The sequence below is a fragment of the Halohasta salina genome, from assembly GCF_024178165.1.
GTDB classification, from domain to species: Archaea; Halobacteriota; Halobacteria; order Halobacteriales; family Haloferacaceae; genus Halohasta; species Halohasta salina.
In genome coordinates, this window is sequence record NZ_JAMZIE010000003.1 from 438,215 (window position 1) to 454,232 (window position 16,018).

Genomic DNA, 16,018 nt, shown 5'->3' on the forward strand with positions numbered 1-16,018 from the left:
TCGGCCACCGAGAGCCGGTCGTGATTGGGATCGTCGTCAGCCGGGCCGACCACGCCTCGACACAGATTGGCGAGCAGCTGCTGGGCCGCGCGGGGTGGACGACTCACACCGACGCCGATCGGGTCGACGCCGACGGCGGCGGCGAGTTCCACCGCCACGAGGGGTTCGAACTCCGCTCCTTCGAGGCGATGCACGTCGACCTCGATGCCCCCGAAGCCGCCTTCAGCGATCCCGACGCGCTCGATTTTCTCGTGTTCGTCTCCAAACACGCCGGCGAGACGGGACGACTGTTGACGGCGCATTTCACCGGCAACTTCGGCCCCGCGGAGTACGGCGGCGAGCCGGGGGCGTTCGCCCGCGCCGCCCCGGGCGTCCAGAAGGCCGTCGTCGACGCCCTCGACCGCCACGCTCCCGATGCTTACGACGTCGGCATCGAGTGTACCCACCACGGGCCGACCGCGCCGACGATCCCCTCGCTGTTCGTCGAACTCGGCAGCGACGAGACGGCGTGGAACGACCCCGAGGGAGCACGGGCAGTCGCCGACGCCGTCCTCGAACTCGGCGACGCGACCGCCGACCATCAACCCGTGGAGGGCCCGCCCCGCCACGTGGTCGGCTTCGGCGGCGGCCACTACACCCCGCGCTGTACCCGGATCGTTCGCGACACCGCGTGGGCAGTCGGCCACATCGGTTCGGAGTGGCAACTGGAGGCGATGGGCGATCCCGCAGCCAACCGCGCGGTCGTCGACGCCGCCTTCGCGGCCAGTCGGGCCGAACTGGCGGTGGTCGGCGGCGACCGACCCGACCTCGAAGCGACCATCGAGGATCTCGGCTACCGGGTCGTCTCCGAGACGTGGCTTCGGACCGTCGGTAGTCGACCCCTACCGACCGTGTCGGCCATCGAATCGGCGCTGTCGACGGTCGACGAGGGACTCCGCTTCGGCGAGGTGACTCTCGGCGACGCCGACTGGCTCGCGGTCGAACTCCCCGACGAACTGATCGGGGCCGCAAACGGCGTCGACGCCGACGCCGTCTGGGAGACTATCGCCGAACACACGGTCGCGTTCGAGACTGTCGAGGGTGGGACACTGCCATCGGGGCGGGCGGCGGTGGCGACGGCCGCGGATGTCGGCCGGCTGGTCGACCGGCTGGCGGGGTTGCTCGACTCGAAATACGAGACTATAGAGCGGGTCGACGGCGAGGTCGTCGCCCGACAGACGAGCTTCGACCCCTCGAAAGCGGCGACCCTCGGGGTGCCGGAGGGGCCGAAGTTCGGGAAACTCGCTGCGGGCGAGGCGGTGACAGTCAACGGGAAGACAGTCGAACCCCACGTCGTCGAGAGCCAGCAGGTCGACCGGTTTCCGGTTCCGCGCCCGGTATCTCACGAACCCGACACGTAAGGTCAGACGATTGTCTGACAAATGGGGAAAGATAAATACGCTCGGTCCGCAAGGCACGGTTATACTAATGGACTCTATCGTTGAGGACGCGATCGACGAGGCCGAGGAGCCCGAAGAGGCCTCCGAGGACGTCACCGGCGGAAGCCCCTCCAGCGGCGCGCCACAGTCGGGGATGATGACCGACGACGAACTGCGTGATGTGTTACAGGACCTCCAGACGGACATCACGGTCGTCGGCTGTGGCGGCGGTGGCGGCAACACCGTCAACCGGATGCACGAGGAGGGGATCCACGGCGCGAAACTGGTCGCCGCCAACACCGATGTCCAGCACCTCGTGAACATCGAGGCCGACACCAAGATCCTGATGGGCAAGCAGAAAACCCAGGGACGTGGCGCCGGATCGCTTCCGCAAGTGGGTGAAGAAGCTGCCCTCGAAAGCCAAGAGGAGATCTACGACGCCATCGAGGGCTCGGATATGGTCTTCGTGACGGCGGGTCTCGGCGGTGGCACCGGTACCGGCTCGGCGCCCGTGGTCGCCAAGGCCGCCCGTGATTCGGGCGCGCTTACGATCTCGATCGTCACGACGCCCTTCACCGCCGAGGGCGAGGTCCGCCGGACCAACGCCGAGGCCGGCCTCGAACGCCTGCGCGACGTGAGTGATACGGTCATCGTCGTCCCCAACGACCGGCTGCTGGATGCCGTCGGGAAGATGCCGGTCCGCCAAGCGTTTCAGGTCAGCGACGAGGTGCTGATGCGGTCGGTCAAGGGAATTACCGAGCTCATAACAAAGCCCGGCCTCGTCAACCTCGACTTCGCCGACGTGCGGACCGTCATGGAGAAGGGTGGTGTCGCCATGATCGGTCTCGGCGAGTCCGATTCGGAATCGAAGGCCCAAGACTCGGTCAAAAGCGCGCTCCGGTCGCCCCTGCTCGACGTCGACATCTCGGGGGCGAACTCGGCGCTGGTCAACGTCACCGGTGGCAACGACATGTCCATCGAGGAGGCCGAGGGTGTCGTCGAGGAGATCTACGACCGGATCGACCCCGACGCCCGGATCATCTGGGGGACCTCGATCGACGAGGAACTCGAAGGCAGCATGCGGACGATGATCGTCGTCACCGGCGTCGACTCCCCGCAGATCTACGGCAGCAGCGAGACGACCGCCGCTCCCGAGGGGGCCGCCAGCCCCGAGGCCGTCTCCGAGGGCGACGACATCGACTACGTCGAGTAGCGTTCCGGACCAATAGATAGAAAAAGCCCGCCGCCGAAGCGTCGGCAACATGAACGTCCCGTTCGATCTCAACAGTTACATTCGCGTGCTGAAGTTGGCGAGTACGCCCTCGTGGAACGAGTTCTCACAGGTCTCGAAGATCGCCGGTGCCGGGATCATCCTGATCGGATTCATCGGCTTCGTCATCTTCGCGATCATGAGCTTCCTCCCCGGTGGTGTCTGATGGGTATCTACGCCGTCAAAACCACCGCACGGCAGGAGCAGACCGTCGCTGACATGATCGCCAGCAAGGAGGCCGACGAGATCCACGCCGTCCTCTCGCCGGACTCGCTGACGAGCTACGTGATGGTCGAGGCCGACGGCACCGCCGCCCTCGAACGCCTCTTCGACGAGATCCCACATGCCCGCTCGATCGTCCCCGGCGAATCCGGGATCGCGGAGGTCGAACACTTCCTCTCGCCGACCCCCGACGTCGAGGGGATCGCCGAGGGCGACATCGTCGAACTCATCGCCGGTCCCTTCCAGGGCGAGAAGGCCCGCGTCCAGCGGATCGACGAGGGCAAAGACCAGGTGACCGTCGAACTCTACGAGGCCACCGTCCCGATCCCGGTCACCGTCCGCGGCGACCAGATCCGCGTACTGGACAGCGAGGAACGGTAGTTCCTCAGACCATGCGAACGGGCCTTTGGCCCGTGAGCAGACCCCGAAAGCGGTAACGAACAGGAAGCCAGAACTGCGGCTGGCGGCGATTTTACCTCTCGTTTCGTAAACCAGCGCCGTCAGAAACGAGTCCCGAGATCAGTCAGTCGACCTGTCTCGGCGTGCCGTCGAGTTCGTCGACCACGGCGTTGAGATCGGCCGTCGACTCGACGTCGGCTTGGATCTCCTCGCGGCGGCGGACGGCCGCCGAGTCGGCATCGTAGGCCCGGACGTACTCCGCGCGGGTGTGTTCGTCGAAGACGTGGCGGATCGCGAAGTAGCCGTCCGGGATGAGCGTGCCACAGACCTGACACTCGTGTTTCTCGTGTTCGGTCGTCTGGTGGATGATCAGCGACTCGACGTCCTCGAATCCCCGATCGCAGTCATCGATTCCACAGCGCCAGCCGGGCATACAAGAGGCCTCGTCCCCGGTGGGTATAACGGTTTTCGTGCGTCAGACACGCGGTTGCCGGCGGCCGCTCCGACCGCGACCGGAGGCGAAACGGCATTCTCTAATGGATGGGCTCGCAACCGGTGGTCGTGACCGAGTCGCCTACGACACGCGTCGACATGCACGTCAAAATCCTTACCGACGAGGTGGTCGCGCGTGCCAAACGTCGCGGCGTCGACGTGCTCGTCTACGCACCCCACTTCACGCGTCTGCCGGAGATCCGACAGCAGGCCGACCACTACAGCGACGACGAACTGCTCGTGGTTCCCGCCCGGGAAATCTTCACCGGCGACTGGAACAACCGGCGGCACCTGCTGGCGATCGGCCTCACCGAACCCGTGGCGGATTTCATCACCTTCGAGGCCGCGATGGCCGAATGCGACCGACAGGACGCAGCCGTAGTTGTTCCTCACCCCTCGTTTATGAACGTCAGTCTGACGTGGCCCGAAATCCGGGCCCACGCCGCCCGGATCGACGCCATCGAGACCTACAACGCGAAGCTCCGGGCCTACCAGAACCGCCGCGGCCAGCGGATCGCCGCCGACCTCGATCTACCGACGTTCGGCTCCTCGTATGCCCACCTCGCCGGGACGGTCGGCGAGGCCTGGACGCTGTTCGAGACCGCCGTCGACAGCGAAGCCGCACTGGTCGAGGCGCTCACGTCCGCGGCAGCCCGGCGCGTCCAACACCGCTCGGGCGTCGGCCACCGGCTCCGTAGCGCCGCCGAGTTCGCCCACCTCGCCTACGAAAACAGCTGGGAGAAAGTCGACCGCCTCCTGCTGTCGGGCGACGAGCCGACCCACCCGAGGAACCTCGTCTACGAGGGCCGGTTCGACGACGTCAGCGTCTACTGATCGAACCTCTCCCCGTGGTAGCAACTAGTTACTGACCGGTAGCCTCAGGCTACGGGGTTCGTGACCTCGTAGGAAACGTTCCCGTCCCGGAGTGCGTCGGTCACCCGGCCGATGGTGTCAGTCGAGGCGACGACGGCAACGTTTCGGCCGACGGCGGCGGCCGCGGCGGCGACCTCGCCGGCGGCGACGGTGACCGCCGGCTCGTGGTCGACCGCCCGCAGCGAGACGACGGCCTCGACGCCCGCCGCGACGACGAGGTCAGCGTGTCCACACGTGTCGGCGAGGGCGTCGGTGTCGACCGCGCGGCTCCCCCCTTCGCGAGCCGGCGGGATCTGGACGACCGTCACACTGCCGGCGCTCATATCGATGACACCCTCGAAGGAGGTGATGCTGACGTCGGTTCCTTCGGCGGCGTCGGTCGTCGCCACTCCCGTTGCAGGGCCGGATTCGCCGGGGGTCGCGTGGAGCAGTCCCTCCTGAACGGAGATGGTGACGGCGTCGCCGGCCTCGATGGGAGCGGTTGCGATCGCGGTGTCCTCTTGGACGGTCCCGAGCACGTCGCCGGTGACGTGTTCGGCGTACCGCTGCAGCGAGTTGGCCTGCTGGAACAGCCAGTCGACGCCCTCCTTGGTCACGGAGTACCGCGAGCGGCCCTCCTTGGTCACGAGGCCGTCGTCGACCAACTCACGGATGTACTCGCTGACGGCCTGACTGGTGACGCCGACCGCGTCGGCGATCTCGCCCTGACTCACCGCGGGCTGTCGATCGGCGATCTCGACGAGCACACGGAACCGGGTGGCGGTTCGCTTGTCGGCCAGCGCGTCGCTCATGTCTCCCTGTCCGTCCGGGGACATTAAAAGCCCCGCGGGCACGCGCCGGCGGTGGCGTTTTAGGCGCTGCCTACCGAGCGGTCGTGTGGACGAGTTCGCCTTCCGCGATCGGGCGGTGTATCTCCCCGGGACCGAGACGCTGGTGCTGGCGGATCTCCACCTCGGCCGGGCGGCCGTCTCGAACGTCTCGGCTCCGCTCGACGAACGGGACGACCTGCTGGACCGGCTGGCCCGGCTCCGGGCGACCTTCGAGCCGTCGACGGTCGTGTTCGCAGGCGACATCCTCCACAGTTTTTCGACCGTTCCCTCCGGGGTCGACGAGACCGTCGCCGAACTGTACGACCGGTGTGTCGACGCCGACGTCGACGTGATCGCCATCGAGGGAAACCACGATCGACTCCTCGATACGGTCTGGCCGGCGGGCGTCGACTCGGCAGTAAAACTCAACGACGGCACCGTGATCTGTCACGGCCACACCGAACCCAACCTGCGGGGCAAGCGGTATCTGATCGGCCACGACCATCCGGCGATCACTATCGAGGGCCGCAAGCGGCCCTGTCTCTGTGTCGACCCTGAGGGGTACCGCGGGAACGAACTGCTCGTCCTGCCGGCGTTCACCCGACTCGCCGGCGGCACGGAACTCAACCGCCTACACGGCGACGCTTTCCAGTCGCCGCTCGTGTCGTCGGTCGGCTCGCTGCAGCCGACCGTTTGGGACGCCGACGCCGGGGAAACGTTCCGGTTTCCGCCGCTCGGCGAGTTCCGTCGACTCCTGTGATACCGGGTCACGAGCAGTACCCACCGGACGGTAGCTGACAGCAAACCATTATGTTCGTCCTAATTATAATTAACTATAATGCAATTTGCCTCGAACGATACCATGGATCATGAAAGCAGCCAGACTCCACGAGTACACGGATGACATGTCGAACGGACTATCGATCGACGAGATCGACAGGCCGCAGGTAGAACACAGCGACGACGTCATCGTCGAGGTAGAAGGGGCGGGGTGGTGTCAGACGGACAATCATATCATCGAGGGGATGTGGGAGCAGTACGTTCCCCAACCCCTCCCGATGACACTGGGCCATGAGAACGCCGGCACCGTTGTTGAGGTCGGCGAGGAGGTCCAGCTGGTCTCGGAGGGCGACCAGGTGATCTGCCATCCGGTCCAGACCTGTGGTACCTGCCGGCCCTGCCGGCAGGGCGAGACGATGTACTGTGAAAACGACGCGTTCAACGGCCTCACCACCGATGGGGGGTTCGCCGACGAACTCCACACGAGCGAGCGGTCGGTGATTCCGCTGCCCGACGGCGTCGACCCGGCCGACATCGCGCCCCACGCCGACGCGGGGATCACCGCCTATCACGCCGCGAAGAAGGCTGTCGGCGGGCTCAACCCCGGCGACGCCGCGGTCGTCATCGGGATCGGCGGCCTCGGCCACATCGGCCTGCAGTGTCTCGAATCGATGAGCGCCGCGGACATCGTCGCGGTGGACATCAAAGGGGCCGCCCGTGACCTCGCCGACGAGCTGGGCGCACACTACACTGTCGACCCCGAAAGCGAGGACGTCGCCGACGCCATCGGCGACATCACCGACGGGACCGGCGCAGCCCAAGTGCTCGATTTCGTCGGGGCCGACGAGACGACGGCGCTAGCACCCGATATCTGTGCGGCCGGCGGCGACCACCACATCATCGGCTACGGCGGCCACGTCCACGAACCCGCACAGGCGCTGGTCAACGGCGAGTTCTCCTTCGTCGGCAACATCGTCGGCCGCTACGCCGAACTCCAGGAACTGGTCGCGCTGGTTGAACGCGGCGCCGTCGACCTGCACACCACCCGCTACGACCTCGGAGACATCAATGAGGTCGCCGAAAAACTGGAGCACGGCGAGATCGAAGGCCGCGCGGTAATCACTCCCTAATCGAAGTTAGAAGTCTTCTAACACCGCCTCGGCGGCCTCGCGGCCGCTTTTCATCGCCCCCTGAATCGAGGACCACTCGGTGTACTCGCCGGCGAGGTAGGTCCGCGGGCCGCCGTCCCGAACGTCGGGCAGCGAGTCGTGGATACCCGGCGGCTGGGCGAACTGCGCGAACGGGATGCGATCGGTCGCCAGCGGTTCGAGCCGGTCGAACTCCCGGTCTGGGTACCACGCCTCGAGCGTTTCACGGGTCGTTTCGGCCAGTTCGTCGCTCGGCGTGTCGAAGGGATCGTCGCCGAGGAACGTCGCGTTCAGCAAGCGGCCGCCGCTGTCGGCATACTCGGGGGCGACCTCCGAGATCGGGACGATCGTGTTCGGCGCGGTGTCGCCGACGTTGAGCAGGATCCGCTTGCCCGTATCGAGTGGCGGTCCGTCGGGGAGTCGGTAGTGTTGGGTGACACAGCCGATCCCCTCGGTCGGAATATCCTCGTTGCCAGTGAGACGGGCGGCGACCCGCGGGGGAGTGGCGACGACGACCGCGTCGACCGCTCGCCGGTCGGTGTCGGTGTCGACGACGGCGTGCCGTCGCTTCGGCGTGAGTTCGGTCACTGCCTCGCCGGTCTCGATGGTCGCTCCCGCGGCTGCGGCCCGATCGGCAAGCTGGCGGGTGATCGCACCCATTCCGCCGGCTGGGACGGCGGTCCCGCCCTCGCTGAGCGCCTTGAACGTGTACTCGAAGACCCGTTTGGAGGTGCCCAGCGAGCGGTCGAGGGTGATCCCGCCGTAGAACGGCGCAACGAAGTTCGAGAGATAGCGCTCCGAAAACCCCCACTCCCGGAGCCACGCCCTGATCGAGGCGTCCGGCCGCTCCAGCAGCGTCTCGTAGTCGCGGGTCGAGAGGTCCTGTCGGAGTGCGAGCGTTCGGAGTTTGTCGGTCGTCGTGACCTCGGTGTTGGTGAGACTGTCGATCGTGGCGGTCGGATCCCGGAGCGGATCCGACAGCACCGACCGTCGGCCGGGCCGGGCGATGACTGCCCCCGGCTTGAACGACCGGAGATCGAGCGCTTCGAGGTCGAGCTCCCGGCGCACCGCGGGGTAGCCAGTGAGTAACACTTGAAAGCCGCGGTCGAGCAGACACCCCTGCCGTCGCCGGGACCGCACCCGCCCCCCGACGGTCTCCCGCTGTTCGTACACCGTCACGTCCGCCCCCGCCTCGGCGAGCTGTCGCGCCGCAACGAGGCCGGCAAGCCCGCCTCCCACGACGACAACGGAACGACTCATACCCACCCTTCGACCGGCCGATACAAAGGAACTGCTACTGTTCGCGTTCCACCGCGTCGTCCAGCCACTCGACGATCGGGTCGACCGCGGCCTCGGTGAGCACCGTTTCGAGATGCGTCACCCCGTCGAGGAGTTCCACGTCGGCGACCGGGTGGTCCGAAAACAGCGGCTCGTAGGCGTCGGCGTGGGCGGTTTCGTCGGCCGTCCCGGCAACCGTCAGCGTGGGGCGGTCGACCATCGTCTCGACGCTCTCCTCGGAGGCCATATACGACGCCATCAGCCGGTAGCTGTGCTCGGGGGTCCCGGTCCCGTTCCAGTCGTCGTCCGGAAGGTCGAACTCGACGACCGTCATGTCGCTGTAGGTCTCGAACCCGAAGCCGGTCAACACCCGGAGCATGACGATCCGGTCCATGTAGAACGACGCCCAGCCGCCGAGGGCCTCCCGGGTCGTCGGGGCCCCGAGACCGAGGAACGGGGCCAAAAGCAGGTAGCCGTCGACTAACCTGCCGACCGGCGGGGCGGCAAACCTGACGGCGATCCCCCCACCGGCCCCGTGGCCGCCGAGGACGATCTTCGCGTCGGGAAAAAGCAACTCGACGTTCTGGACCAGGCTTCTGACGTCGTCTTCGTACTGGCCGATGTAGTCGACGTCGCCGCGTCGTTCCGGCTCCGGGCCGTGGCCCCGCAGATCCGGCGTGAAGACGTGTGCGGCCCCGGAGTCGGCGATCGCGGCCGCAAGTGGCTGCAACAGCCGGCTGTCGAACCCAGCAGTGTGAAGCAGGATCACCACCGTGTCGGCGTCGTCGGCGGTGTACTGTCGGTACTTCGGAAACGTCACGCCGTGGGTTCTGTACTTCCGCCGCCGCGGCAGCGTCGTCTCGTTGATCCGATCGAGCCCATCGAAATCCAGCGTTCCCTCCGGGGCATCGCTACCGAGACAGCCCGCAAGCCCGGCAGCCAGCGCCGTGCCGCCCAACTGGAGCGCTTGGCGCCGACTCGTCGACGGGTCCATACCTCGCAGGGGGTTCAGAGCCAGTATAAATTTTGGTGCGATATTATTGCTTGTGGTAATCGCGGCCGGGTGCCGACGGGAAGGGCTTAGTCGGTCCCGTGGCAACGGTCGGTATGGAGCAGACGCCAGCGTTCGCGGGCCTCGGCTGCACTGACTGTGGCTCGGTGGCCCCCTTCGATACCGTCGACGGCTGCCCCGCCTGTGGGGGCCGGCTAGAGCCGACCTACGAGTACGATGCGGTCGACCCCGCCGACCTCTTCGGGGCCACCGCGGCCGGCGTCGGCCACTGGCGGTTCGACGCCCTGCTGCCGTTCCCCCGAACCGCGGCGATCACCGCCGCCGAGGGGTCGACGCCGCTCGTTGCGGCCGACTCGCTGACGGAGGAACTCGGCGTTGGCGAGGTCTACATCAAAGACGAGGGGCGGAACCCGACCGGGACGGTCTACGATCGAGGGATGAGCCTCGCGGTGACCGCAATCGCGGGCCACGACGATCCCGAGGCTCTCGAACCGCTGGCGCTGGCCTCGACCGGCAACAGCGGCCAGTCGGCTGCCGCCTATGCCGGTCGGCTCGGCTTGCGGTCCTACAGTTTCGTTCCCTCACGGACGGCGTTTTCGAACAAGGCGCTGATCAACGTCCACGGCGGGGAGATGCGCGTCGTCGGCGGCCGGTATCCCGACGCCGCACGCGCGGTCGACGACCAGTTAGCCACCGACTACTATTCGCTGCAGGAGTTTGCCACTCCCTACCGCCACGAGGGAGCCAAGACGGTCGCCTTCGAGCTGTACGCCGACCTCGGCGCGCTGCCCGACGTCGTCTTCGTCCCGACGAGCACCGGGGAACTCATTGCGGGAATCGCCACGGGGTTCGAGGAACTCGTCGAGGTCGGTGCAGTCGACGAGACCCCGACAATCGTCGCGGTCCAGCCGACGAGCTGTGGGCCGATCGCGGCCGCGTTCGAGCGCGGCCTCGACGACCCCGAGCCGTGGGCCCATCCCGACACGATCATCGGCGAGTTGGAGGTCACCGACCCGGCCGGTGGGGCCGAAGCCGTCGACGCCCTCCGTCGGCTCGATGGCGAGGCGGTGACCGTCGACGACAGCGATAGCCTCGGATCGGCGACGACGGTCGCCCGCCATGAGATCGTCGAGATGGGGCCGGCCGGCGGTGCGGCCGCCGCGGGCGCCTGGGAGTGGCACGAAGCCGACGCCTTCTCCGGCGACGAGACCGTGGTCCTGCTCAACACCGAGTCGGGGGCCAAAAGCCCGGACGTGCTTCGGAGCCACCTGATGGGCCAAGGGATCTAGTCGCCCGACCCGGTAGCTATTTGCCGCCGACACCGATACTGGGGATATGCTCAGCGACGTGATGGAGGACTACCTGAAGGCGATCTACGTGCTTCAGGTCGAGGGTGCTCCGCCCGTCTCGACCTCCGCGATCGCGGAGTATCTGGACAAGACCCCACCGACGGTCACCAGCATGGTCGGCAAGCTCGAAGACCACGGACTGGTCGACCGCGAGAAGTACAAGGGCGTCGAACTCACTCCCGAAGGCGAGACTGTCGCCCTCGAAGTCATCCGTCACCATCGCCTGCTGGAGACGTTCCTGACCGAGCGGCTCGACTACTCCTGGAGCGAGGTCCACGACGAGGCCGACCGGCTCGAACACCACATCTCCGAGGAGTTCGAGCGCCGGGTTGCTGAAACGCTGGACTACCCGACGGTCGACCCCCACGGCGACCCGATCCCGGATGCGGATCTCGAACCGCTGGCCGAAGACGACTCGGTCGCCCTCAGCGAGTTCGGCGAGGGCGACCGCGTGGTTGTCGCCCGCGTCAGCGACCGCAACGACGAGGAGCTCGCCTACCTCGAAGACGCGGGGATCACCCCCCGAACCGAACTCGAAATCGTCGACGTCGCCCCCTTCGGAATGGTTACCGTCCGCACTCCGGAGGGCGCCGAACAGAGCCTCCCCGAGTCGGTCGCCCGCTCGATCCGGGTCGAACCGCCCCTCGAAGAGACGGCCTAACGATTCCGTCACCGGAGTAGTCACCGACTACCACGGCTTCTCGCGGCCGGAGACACAAACGGTTTCACCGCCGGCTCCCGTTGGGGCGACCATGTTCGAGAAGTCGACGTGGATCAAACTCCCCCGGAACGTCGTCGTCGGCCACGGCGTGGTCGACGAACTCGGGGCGGCGATCACGGACCTCCATCTCACCGGCGAGCCACTGATCATCACGAGCCCGACTCCCAACGAGTTGGCGGGCGACCGAGTTCGGACACAGGTCCCCGACTCGTCGACGATCATCGTCGAGACGGCGAGCTTCGAGTCGATAGAGCGCGTCATCGAGACGGCCCAAGCCGAGGCCGCCGACTACCTCATCGGTCTCGGCGGCGGCAAACCCATCGACATCGCCAAGATGGCCGCCGACGAGCTCGACTGCGGGCTGGTCTCGGTCCCCACCGCGGCTAGCCACGACGGCATCGTCTCCGGTCGCTCCTCGGTTCCCGAGGGCAACACCCGTCACAGCGTCGCCGCCGACCCGCCGCTGGCGGTGGTCGCCGACACCGAAATCATGGCCAAAGCGCCGTGGGAACTGACGAGCGCGGGCTGTGCGGACATCATCTCCAACTACACCGCGGTCCGGGACTGGCGGCTGGCCAAGCGCCTCAAAAACGTCGAGTACTCCGAGTACGCCGGTGCGCTCTCGGAGATGACCGCCGAAATGTTGGTCGACAACGCCGACTCGATCCGGCCCAATCTCGAAGAGTCGGCGTGGATCGTGGTCAAGGCGCTGGTTTCCTCGGGGGTGGCGATGTCGATCGCCGGCTCCTCGCGGCCGGCCTCCGGCGCCGAACACCTGTTTTCCCACCAGCTCGACCGGATCGCCCCCGGCGAAGCCCTCCATGGCCATCAGGTCGGCGTCGGCTCGATCCTCACCGAGTACCTCCATTCCGGCCACAACGGTCGCTGGCGGGCGATCCGCGATGCCCTCCGGAGCATCGACGCCCCGACGACGGCCGCGGAGCTCGGTATCAGCGACGACGACGTCCTCGAAGCGCTGACGACCGCCCACGAGATCCGCGACCGGTATACGATCCTCGGCAACGGCGTCAGCCTCGATGCCGCCTACGAGACCGCGACCGTCACCGGCGTCATCGACGGCGACTGACTCCTCGCCGCAGGAAATCCGAAGACCGATAGGCGGGCGGTTCCAACCCGCTGTATGGATACTCCGTTGGTCGACGGGCCGGTCCGGGCCCACCCGAAAGCCGTCACGGCGCTGCTGTCGGTGGTCGGCTACGCCGCGGTCGTCGGGGCCTTTGTCGTCCCCTCGGTGCAGGCGCTGTTCCCACGGCTGAGCCTCGCGCAGGTCAACCTGCTGGCCGACGCCATCGCGGTCGTCAACTCGACGGCCGTCGTGCTGCTGTCGCTCGGCTGGTACTGGATCCGCAACGACGAGGTGAAGAAACACGCCCGCGCGATGATCGCCTCCTTCGCCCTCATCCTGCTGTTCCTCTCGTTGTACCTCCCAAAGGTCGCCGGCGGCGGCACCAAGGAGTTCGTCCTCGAATCGTCCTACGCGTGGGTCCCGCTGTGGGAGTGGGTCTACCCCGCCTACCTACTGATGTTGGCGATCCACATCCTGCTGTCGATCCTCTCGGTCCCGCTGGTGTTGTACGCGATCGTCCTCGGGGTGACCCACACTCCCGAGGAGCTCCGGACCGAGACGCCACACCGGCGGGTCGGCCGACTCGCAGCGAGCGCGTGGATCCTCTCGTTGTTCCTCGGCGTCGTTACCTACCTCCTGTTGAACCACCTCTACGCCTGGGAGTTTATCGCGGCCTAATGTGTCGACCCGACGGGAATTTGTACCGGCCGTCCGATAGACGTAGGCAGTTCCTACTCGGAGAATCGTCCTGAAATGACTCTCTCGATCGCGCTTGCCGGTGTCGACGACCACCTCGCCGCGGCGATCGACGCCGCCGACGGGCTCGCCGTCGACCCCGATCGGGCCGACCTCCTCGTCACGGTCGGCGAGGATCCGCTGACCGACTGTGCGGCTCGCGGCGAGTCGCGGCCGATCCTGCCGGCGGGCCTCGACGCCGACTGGAGCCCCGACCCCGAGGCGGTGCCGGAGTTGGTGGCCGGCGAGACCGTCGACGCGCTGCCGACCGTCGAGGCCACGCCGCTGGCCGTCTCGGTCGGCGACACCGCCGCGAGTGCCGCCTTCGACGTGACGCTGGTGACGAGCGAGCCGGCGAGGATCTCGGAGTACACGGTGTCGGTCGACGGCCGGACCCATGCCACGTTCCGGGCCGACGGCGTCGTCGTCGCCACGCCGTTGGGCAGCGGCGGCTACGCACGGGCCGCCGGCGGCCCGCAACTGGCCTTCGGGACCGGCCTCGCGGTCGTCCCCATCGCCCCGTTTGCGACGATCGCCGACGCGTGGGTGCTCCAGCCCCCGCTGTCGATCCGCGTCGAGCGCGACGACGCGGTCGACGTCTTCGCCGACACCGACCGGCTGGCCGCCGCCGGGGTCGGGTTCACCGCCGACATCGAACCCGCGCCGGCGCTGTCGCTGGTCGACTGTCGCAATTGGAAAAACTCTAATGAGTCGTTGCCCCACTCGTAGATATGGACCCACTGCAGTTTCTCGTTCCACTGGGCTGGATCGAGACCATCGGACCGATCATGCCAATCGCTATCTTGGTGCTCGTCGTAGCGAACATCGGGGCCCGGATCCTCGAAAACCGCCGGCAATCCTGGCAGGCCGACAACGACGAGCAGCTGACTCGCCACCCGCTCAACACGGTTACGACGATGGGCATCGTCACCCTCGGACTGCTGTTCGTCGTCTACCGGCCGATCAGCGGGATGATCATGATGATCCCGATCTTCGGGCTGTTCGTCGCCGACGTTTTCGAGTACGAGAGCCGACAGGTCGAGGCCGACAACGACCTCGAATTCGAGTGGCCAAAGGCAACGCTGCTGGCGGCGGGGCTGACGCTCTTCTACGCGATGTACTACGCGTTCCAGCCGATCTACTCGCCGTATCTCGACCTGATTTTCTAGGTTAGCCGCCGAAGTACCAGAGTTCGTACACCGACCGCAGCAGGCTCGCGGCGAGGATCCCACCCCCAACAGCCAACAGGCCGCTCACGACGTCGACGCCCGCCGTCGACGGGATGGGCCCGTTGGCGAGCTTCGACACCAGCCGCCAGACGACCACCAGCCCGCCGACCGCGACGGCGGCCTCGATGGCCCGGAGCAGCGTGTAGCCGGCCCGGTCGACCACCTGTCGACGGATGGTGGTCTCGGCACGGAACGCCCGGTAACTGCTGTGGAGGGTTTCGAGGACGACCACGCCGGCCAGCGCCGCCCCGACCAGCGGGACGACGACCAGCGGGAGGATCGCCCCCTCGGCGATCGACGACAGGTCGACCCCGCCGGGGCCGACGACGCCGAGAAAGCCGGCGACGCCGCCCAACAGACCGAGGCAGATCCCGATGAGCTTGCTCGCCTGCAGCGGACAGTCGGCGAGCGAACGACGCAGCTCTCGCGGGTGTGTCATACCCCTCGTTGGGTCGAGACGGCTATTATCGTCCGGAAACCTAAAAGGGCGATTGTAGTCTTCCGACGGTTCGACGGGCCGGGCCGGTTAGCTCGACTCGCGTCGCTCTTCGAGCGCGGCGGCGGCCTCGCGACCGGCCGGGATCAGCAGCCAGAACGTCAGTGCCCCGAGGATCGCCGTCCACAGGAAGATGTCGATGAGGAATATCGAGATCGCATCGAACACGTTCCCCGGCTCCGGCGGTGGGGCGATCAGTTGGTTCGTCATGAAGAAGGATGGCGTCTGGTACCAGCCAGCCAACACCATCCAGACGAGCCCTGCTCCGGTCAGGATTCCGAACCCCTTGATGAACTCATCAGCCATTGTTCTAGGCTTCGTCGGCGTCCTCTTGACTGTTTCCCATTCCCGCGGTCCGGAACCGACTGCTCAGGATGAAGACGCCCGACCCGAGGGCCATCAGGCTCAGGCCGACCACCCCGAGGAGCCCGGTCAGGATCCCCTGATCGGGGCTGATCCCGCTCGTCTCGATCGCCAGCACGATCAGGCTCCGAAGCACGCTTACCTGTAAGGTGGCCGCATCGAGCAGGATGAAGCCGGCCAAGATGCTGGTCGCCGCGATCAGTGTCGAAAACACCGTGATCGTCTTGTAGAGCCGCAAGGGGACGACGACGTCACGCCCCCGGCCCGGCGAGGCGTCGGTCGACTCGCCTGCGGCGTCGGAATCGCTCATACGGATAGAAGGGACCGCACCGATTAA

At 66.9% G+C, this 16,018-nt stretch carries 20 protein-coding genes; 13 read left to right on the forward strand and 7 right to left on the reverse strand.

Going from position 1 to position 16,018, the window contains the following annotated elements; all coding sequences use genetic code 11:
- Positions 1 to 20 precede the first annotated feature (20 nt).
- The 4 genes from NKJ34_RS09520 to NKJ34_RS09535 all read left to right on the forward strand — a co-directional run bounded on the left by NKJ34_RS09520 (position 21) and on the right by NKJ34_RS09535 (position 3,291).
- Positions 21 to 1,400, forward strand: coding sequence for a D-aminoacyl-tRNA deacylase (locus NKJ34_RS09520; protein ID WP_253738055.1), 1,380 nt, complete (start codon positions 21 to 23; stop codon positions 1,398 to 1,400).
- A 67-nt stretch (positions 1,401 to 1,467) separates the two neighbouring features.
- On the forward strand, positions 1,468 to 2,631 hold the full coding sequence (gene ftsZ / locus NKJ34_RS09525; RefSeq protein WP_253738056.1) for a cell division protein FtsZ: 1,164 nt from the start codon (positions 1,468 to 1,470) through the stop codon (positions 2,629 to 2,631).
- Positions 2,632 to 2,680: 49 nt separating this feature from the next.
- Positions 2,681 to 2,854 carry a protein translocase SEC61 complex subunit gamma gene (locus tag NKJ34_RS09530; protein WP_253738057.1) on the forward strand — a complete coding sequence of 58 codons (174 nt, stop codon included), beginning with the start codon at positions 2,681 to 2,683 and terminating at the stop codon, positions 2,852 to 2,854.
- Complete coding sequence (locus NKJ34_RS09535; RefSeq protein WP_253738058.1) at positions 2,854 to 3,291, forward strand: transcription elongation factor Spt5; 438 nt, start codon at positions 2,854 to 2,856, stop codon at positions 3,289 to 3,291. Before NKJ34_RS09530 ends, NKJ34_RS09535 begins: the two co-directional genes overlap by 1 nt.
- 142 nt (positions 3,292 to 3,433) lie before the next feature.
- On the opposite strand, the gene NKJ34_RS09540 is transcribed toward NKJ34_RS09535, so the two are convergent.
- Positions 3,434 to 3,742, reverse strand: a complete 309-nt coding sequence (locus NKJ34_RS09540; protein WP_253738059.1) for a DUF7565 family protein — start codon at positions 3,740 to 3,742, stop codon at positions 3,434 to 3,436.
- A gap of 107 nt (positions 3,743 to 3,849) precedes the next feature.
- On the opposite strand from NKJ34_RS09540, the gene NKJ34_RS09545 reads away from it, so the two are divergent.
- Positions 3,850 to 4,635 carry a PHP-associated domain-containing protein gene (locus tag NKJ34_RS09545; RefSeq protein WP_253738060.1) on the forward strand — a complete coding sequence of 262 codons (786 nt, stop codon included), beginning with the start codon at positions 3,850 to 3,852 and terminating at the stop codon, positions 4,633 to 4,635.
- Positions 4,636 to 4,679: 44 nt separating this feature from the next.
- On the opposite strand, the gene NKJ34_RS09550 is transcribed toward NKJ34_RS09545, so the two are convergent.
- On the reverse strand, positions 4,680 to 5,465 hold the full coding sequence (locus NKJ34_RS09550; protein WP_253738061.1) for a DUF7839 domain-containing protein: 786 nt from the start codon (positions 5,463 to 5,465) through the stop codon (positions 4,680 to 4,682).
- Between the two features lie 85 nt (positions 5,466 to 5,550).
- Here NKJ34_RS09550 and NKJ34_RS09555 point away from each other — a divergent pair, with 85 nt between their 5' ends.
- Positions 5,551 to 6,243 carry a metallophosphoesterase gene (locus tag NKJ34_RS09555; protein WP_253738062.1) on the forward strand — a complete coding sequence of 231 codons (693 nt, stop codon included), beginning with the start codon at positions 5,551 to 5,553 and terminating at the stop codon, positions 6,241 to 6,243.
- Positions 6,244 to 6,352: 109 nt separating this feature from the next.
- Positions 6,353 to 7,393 (forward strand): NAD(P)-dependent alcohol dehydrogenase, encoded by a 1,041-nt coding sequence (locus NKJ34_RS09560; protein WP_253738063.1) that lies wholly within the window; start codon positions 6,353 to 6,355, stop codon positions 7,391 to 7,393.
- 6 nt (positions 7,394 to 7,399) lie between these two features.
- On the opposite strand, the gene NKJ34_RS09565 is transcribed toward NKJ34_RS09560, so the two are convergent.
- The gene (locus NKJ34_RS09565; RefSeq protein WP_253738064.1) at positions 7,400 to 8,671 is read right to left on the reverse strand and encodes an FAD-dependent oxidoreductase; all 1,272 of its coding nucleotides are present in this window, start codon (positions 8,669 to 8,671) and stop codon (positions 7,400 to 7,402) included.
- A gap of 34 nt (positions 8,672 to 8,705) precedes the next feature.
- The gene (locus NKJ34_RS09570; RefSeq protein WP_253738065.1) at positions 8,706 to 9,683 is read right to left on the reverse strand and encodes an alpha/beta fold hydrolase; all 978 of its coding nucleotides are present in this window, start codon (positions 9,681 to 9,683) and stop codon (positions 8,706 to 8,708) included.
- A gap of 113 nt (positions 9,684 to 9,796) precedes the next feature.
- Here NKJ34_RS09570 and NKJ34_RS09575 point away from each other — a divergent pair, with 113 nt between their 5' ends.
- The 6 genes from NKJ34_RS09575 to NKJ34_RS09600 all read left to right on the forward strand — a co-directional run bounded on the left by NKJ34_RS09575 (position 9,797) and on the right by NKJ34_RS09600 (position 14,762).
- Complete coding sequence (locus NKJ34_RS09575) at positions 9,797 to 10,990, forward strand: threonine synthase (protein ID WP_253738066.1); 1,194 nt, start codon at positions 9,797 to 9,799, stop codon at positions 10,988 to 10,990.
- A 46-nt stretch (positions 10,991 to 11,036) separates the two neighbouring features.
- The gene (locus NKJ34_RS09580; protein WP_253738067.1) at positions 11,037 to 11,711 is read left to right on the forward strand and encodes a metal-dependent transcriptional regulator; all 675 of its coding nucleotides are present in this window, start codon (positions 11,037 to 11,039) and stop codon (positions 11,709 to 11,711) included.
- A 91-nt stretch (positions 11,712 to 11,802) separates the two neighbouring features.
- Positions 11,803 to 12,858 (forward strand): NAD(P)-dependent glycerol-1-phosphate dehydrogenase, encoded by a 1,056-nt coding sequence (locus NKJ34_RS09585; protein ID WP_253738068.1) that lies wholly within the window; start codon positions 11,803 to 11,805, stop codon positions 12,856 to 12,858.
- A 54-nt stretch (positions 12,859 to 12,912) separates the two neighbouring features.
- The gene (locus tag NKJ34_RS09590; protein WP_253738069.1) at positions 12,913 to 13,536 is read left to right on the forward strand and encodes a DUF420 domain-containing protein; all 624 of its coding nucleotides are present in this window, start codon (positions 12,913 to 12,915) and stop codon (positions 13,534 to 13,536) included.
- A 75-nt stretch (positions 13,537 to 13,611) separates the two neighbouring features.
- Positions 13,612 to 14,322: an NAD(+)/NADH kinase gene (locus tag NKJ34_RS09595; protein ID WP_253738070.1), complete on the forward strand. Its 711-nt coding sequence runs from the start codon at positions 13,612 to 13,614 to the stop codon at positions 14,320 to 14,322.
- A 2-nt stretch (positions 14,323 to 14,324) separates the two neighbouring features.
- On the forward strand, positions 14,325 to 14,762 hold the full coding sequence (locus NKJ34_RS09600) for a DUF7313 family protein (protein WP_253738071.1): 438 nt from the start codon (positions 14,325 to 14,327) through the stop codon (positions 14,760 to 14,762).
- 1 nt (position 14,763) lies between these two features.
- On the opposite strand, the gene NKJ34_RS09605 is transcribed toward NKJ34_RS09600, so the two are convergent.
- The 3 genes from NKJ34_RS09605 to NKJ34_RS09615 all read right to left on the reverse strand — a co-directional run bounded on the left by NKJ34_RS09605 (position 14,764) and on the right by NKJ34_RS09615 (position 15,991).
- Positions 14,764 to 15,261: a hypothetical protein gene (locus NKJ34_RS09605; RefSeq protein WP_253738072.1), complete on the reverse strand. Its 498-nt coding sequence runs from the start codon at positions 15,259 to 15,261 to the stop codon at positions 14,764 to 14,766.
- Between the two features lie 87 nt (positions 15,262 to 15,348).
- Positions 15,349 to 15,624 (reverse strand): DUF7314 family protein, encoded by a 276-nt coding sequence (locus NKJ34_RS09610; protein WP_253738073.1) that lies wholly within the window; start codon positions 15,622 to 15,624, stop codon positions 15,349 to 15,351.
- Between the two features lie 4 nt (positions 15,625 to 15,628).
- A complete protein-coding gene (locus NKJ34_RS09615; RefSeq protein WP_253738074.1) occupies positions 15,629 to 15,991 on the reverse strand; it encodes a DUF7315 family membrane protein in 363 nt (120 codons plus the stop codon).
- Positions 15,992 to 16,018 lie beyond the last annotated feature (27 nt).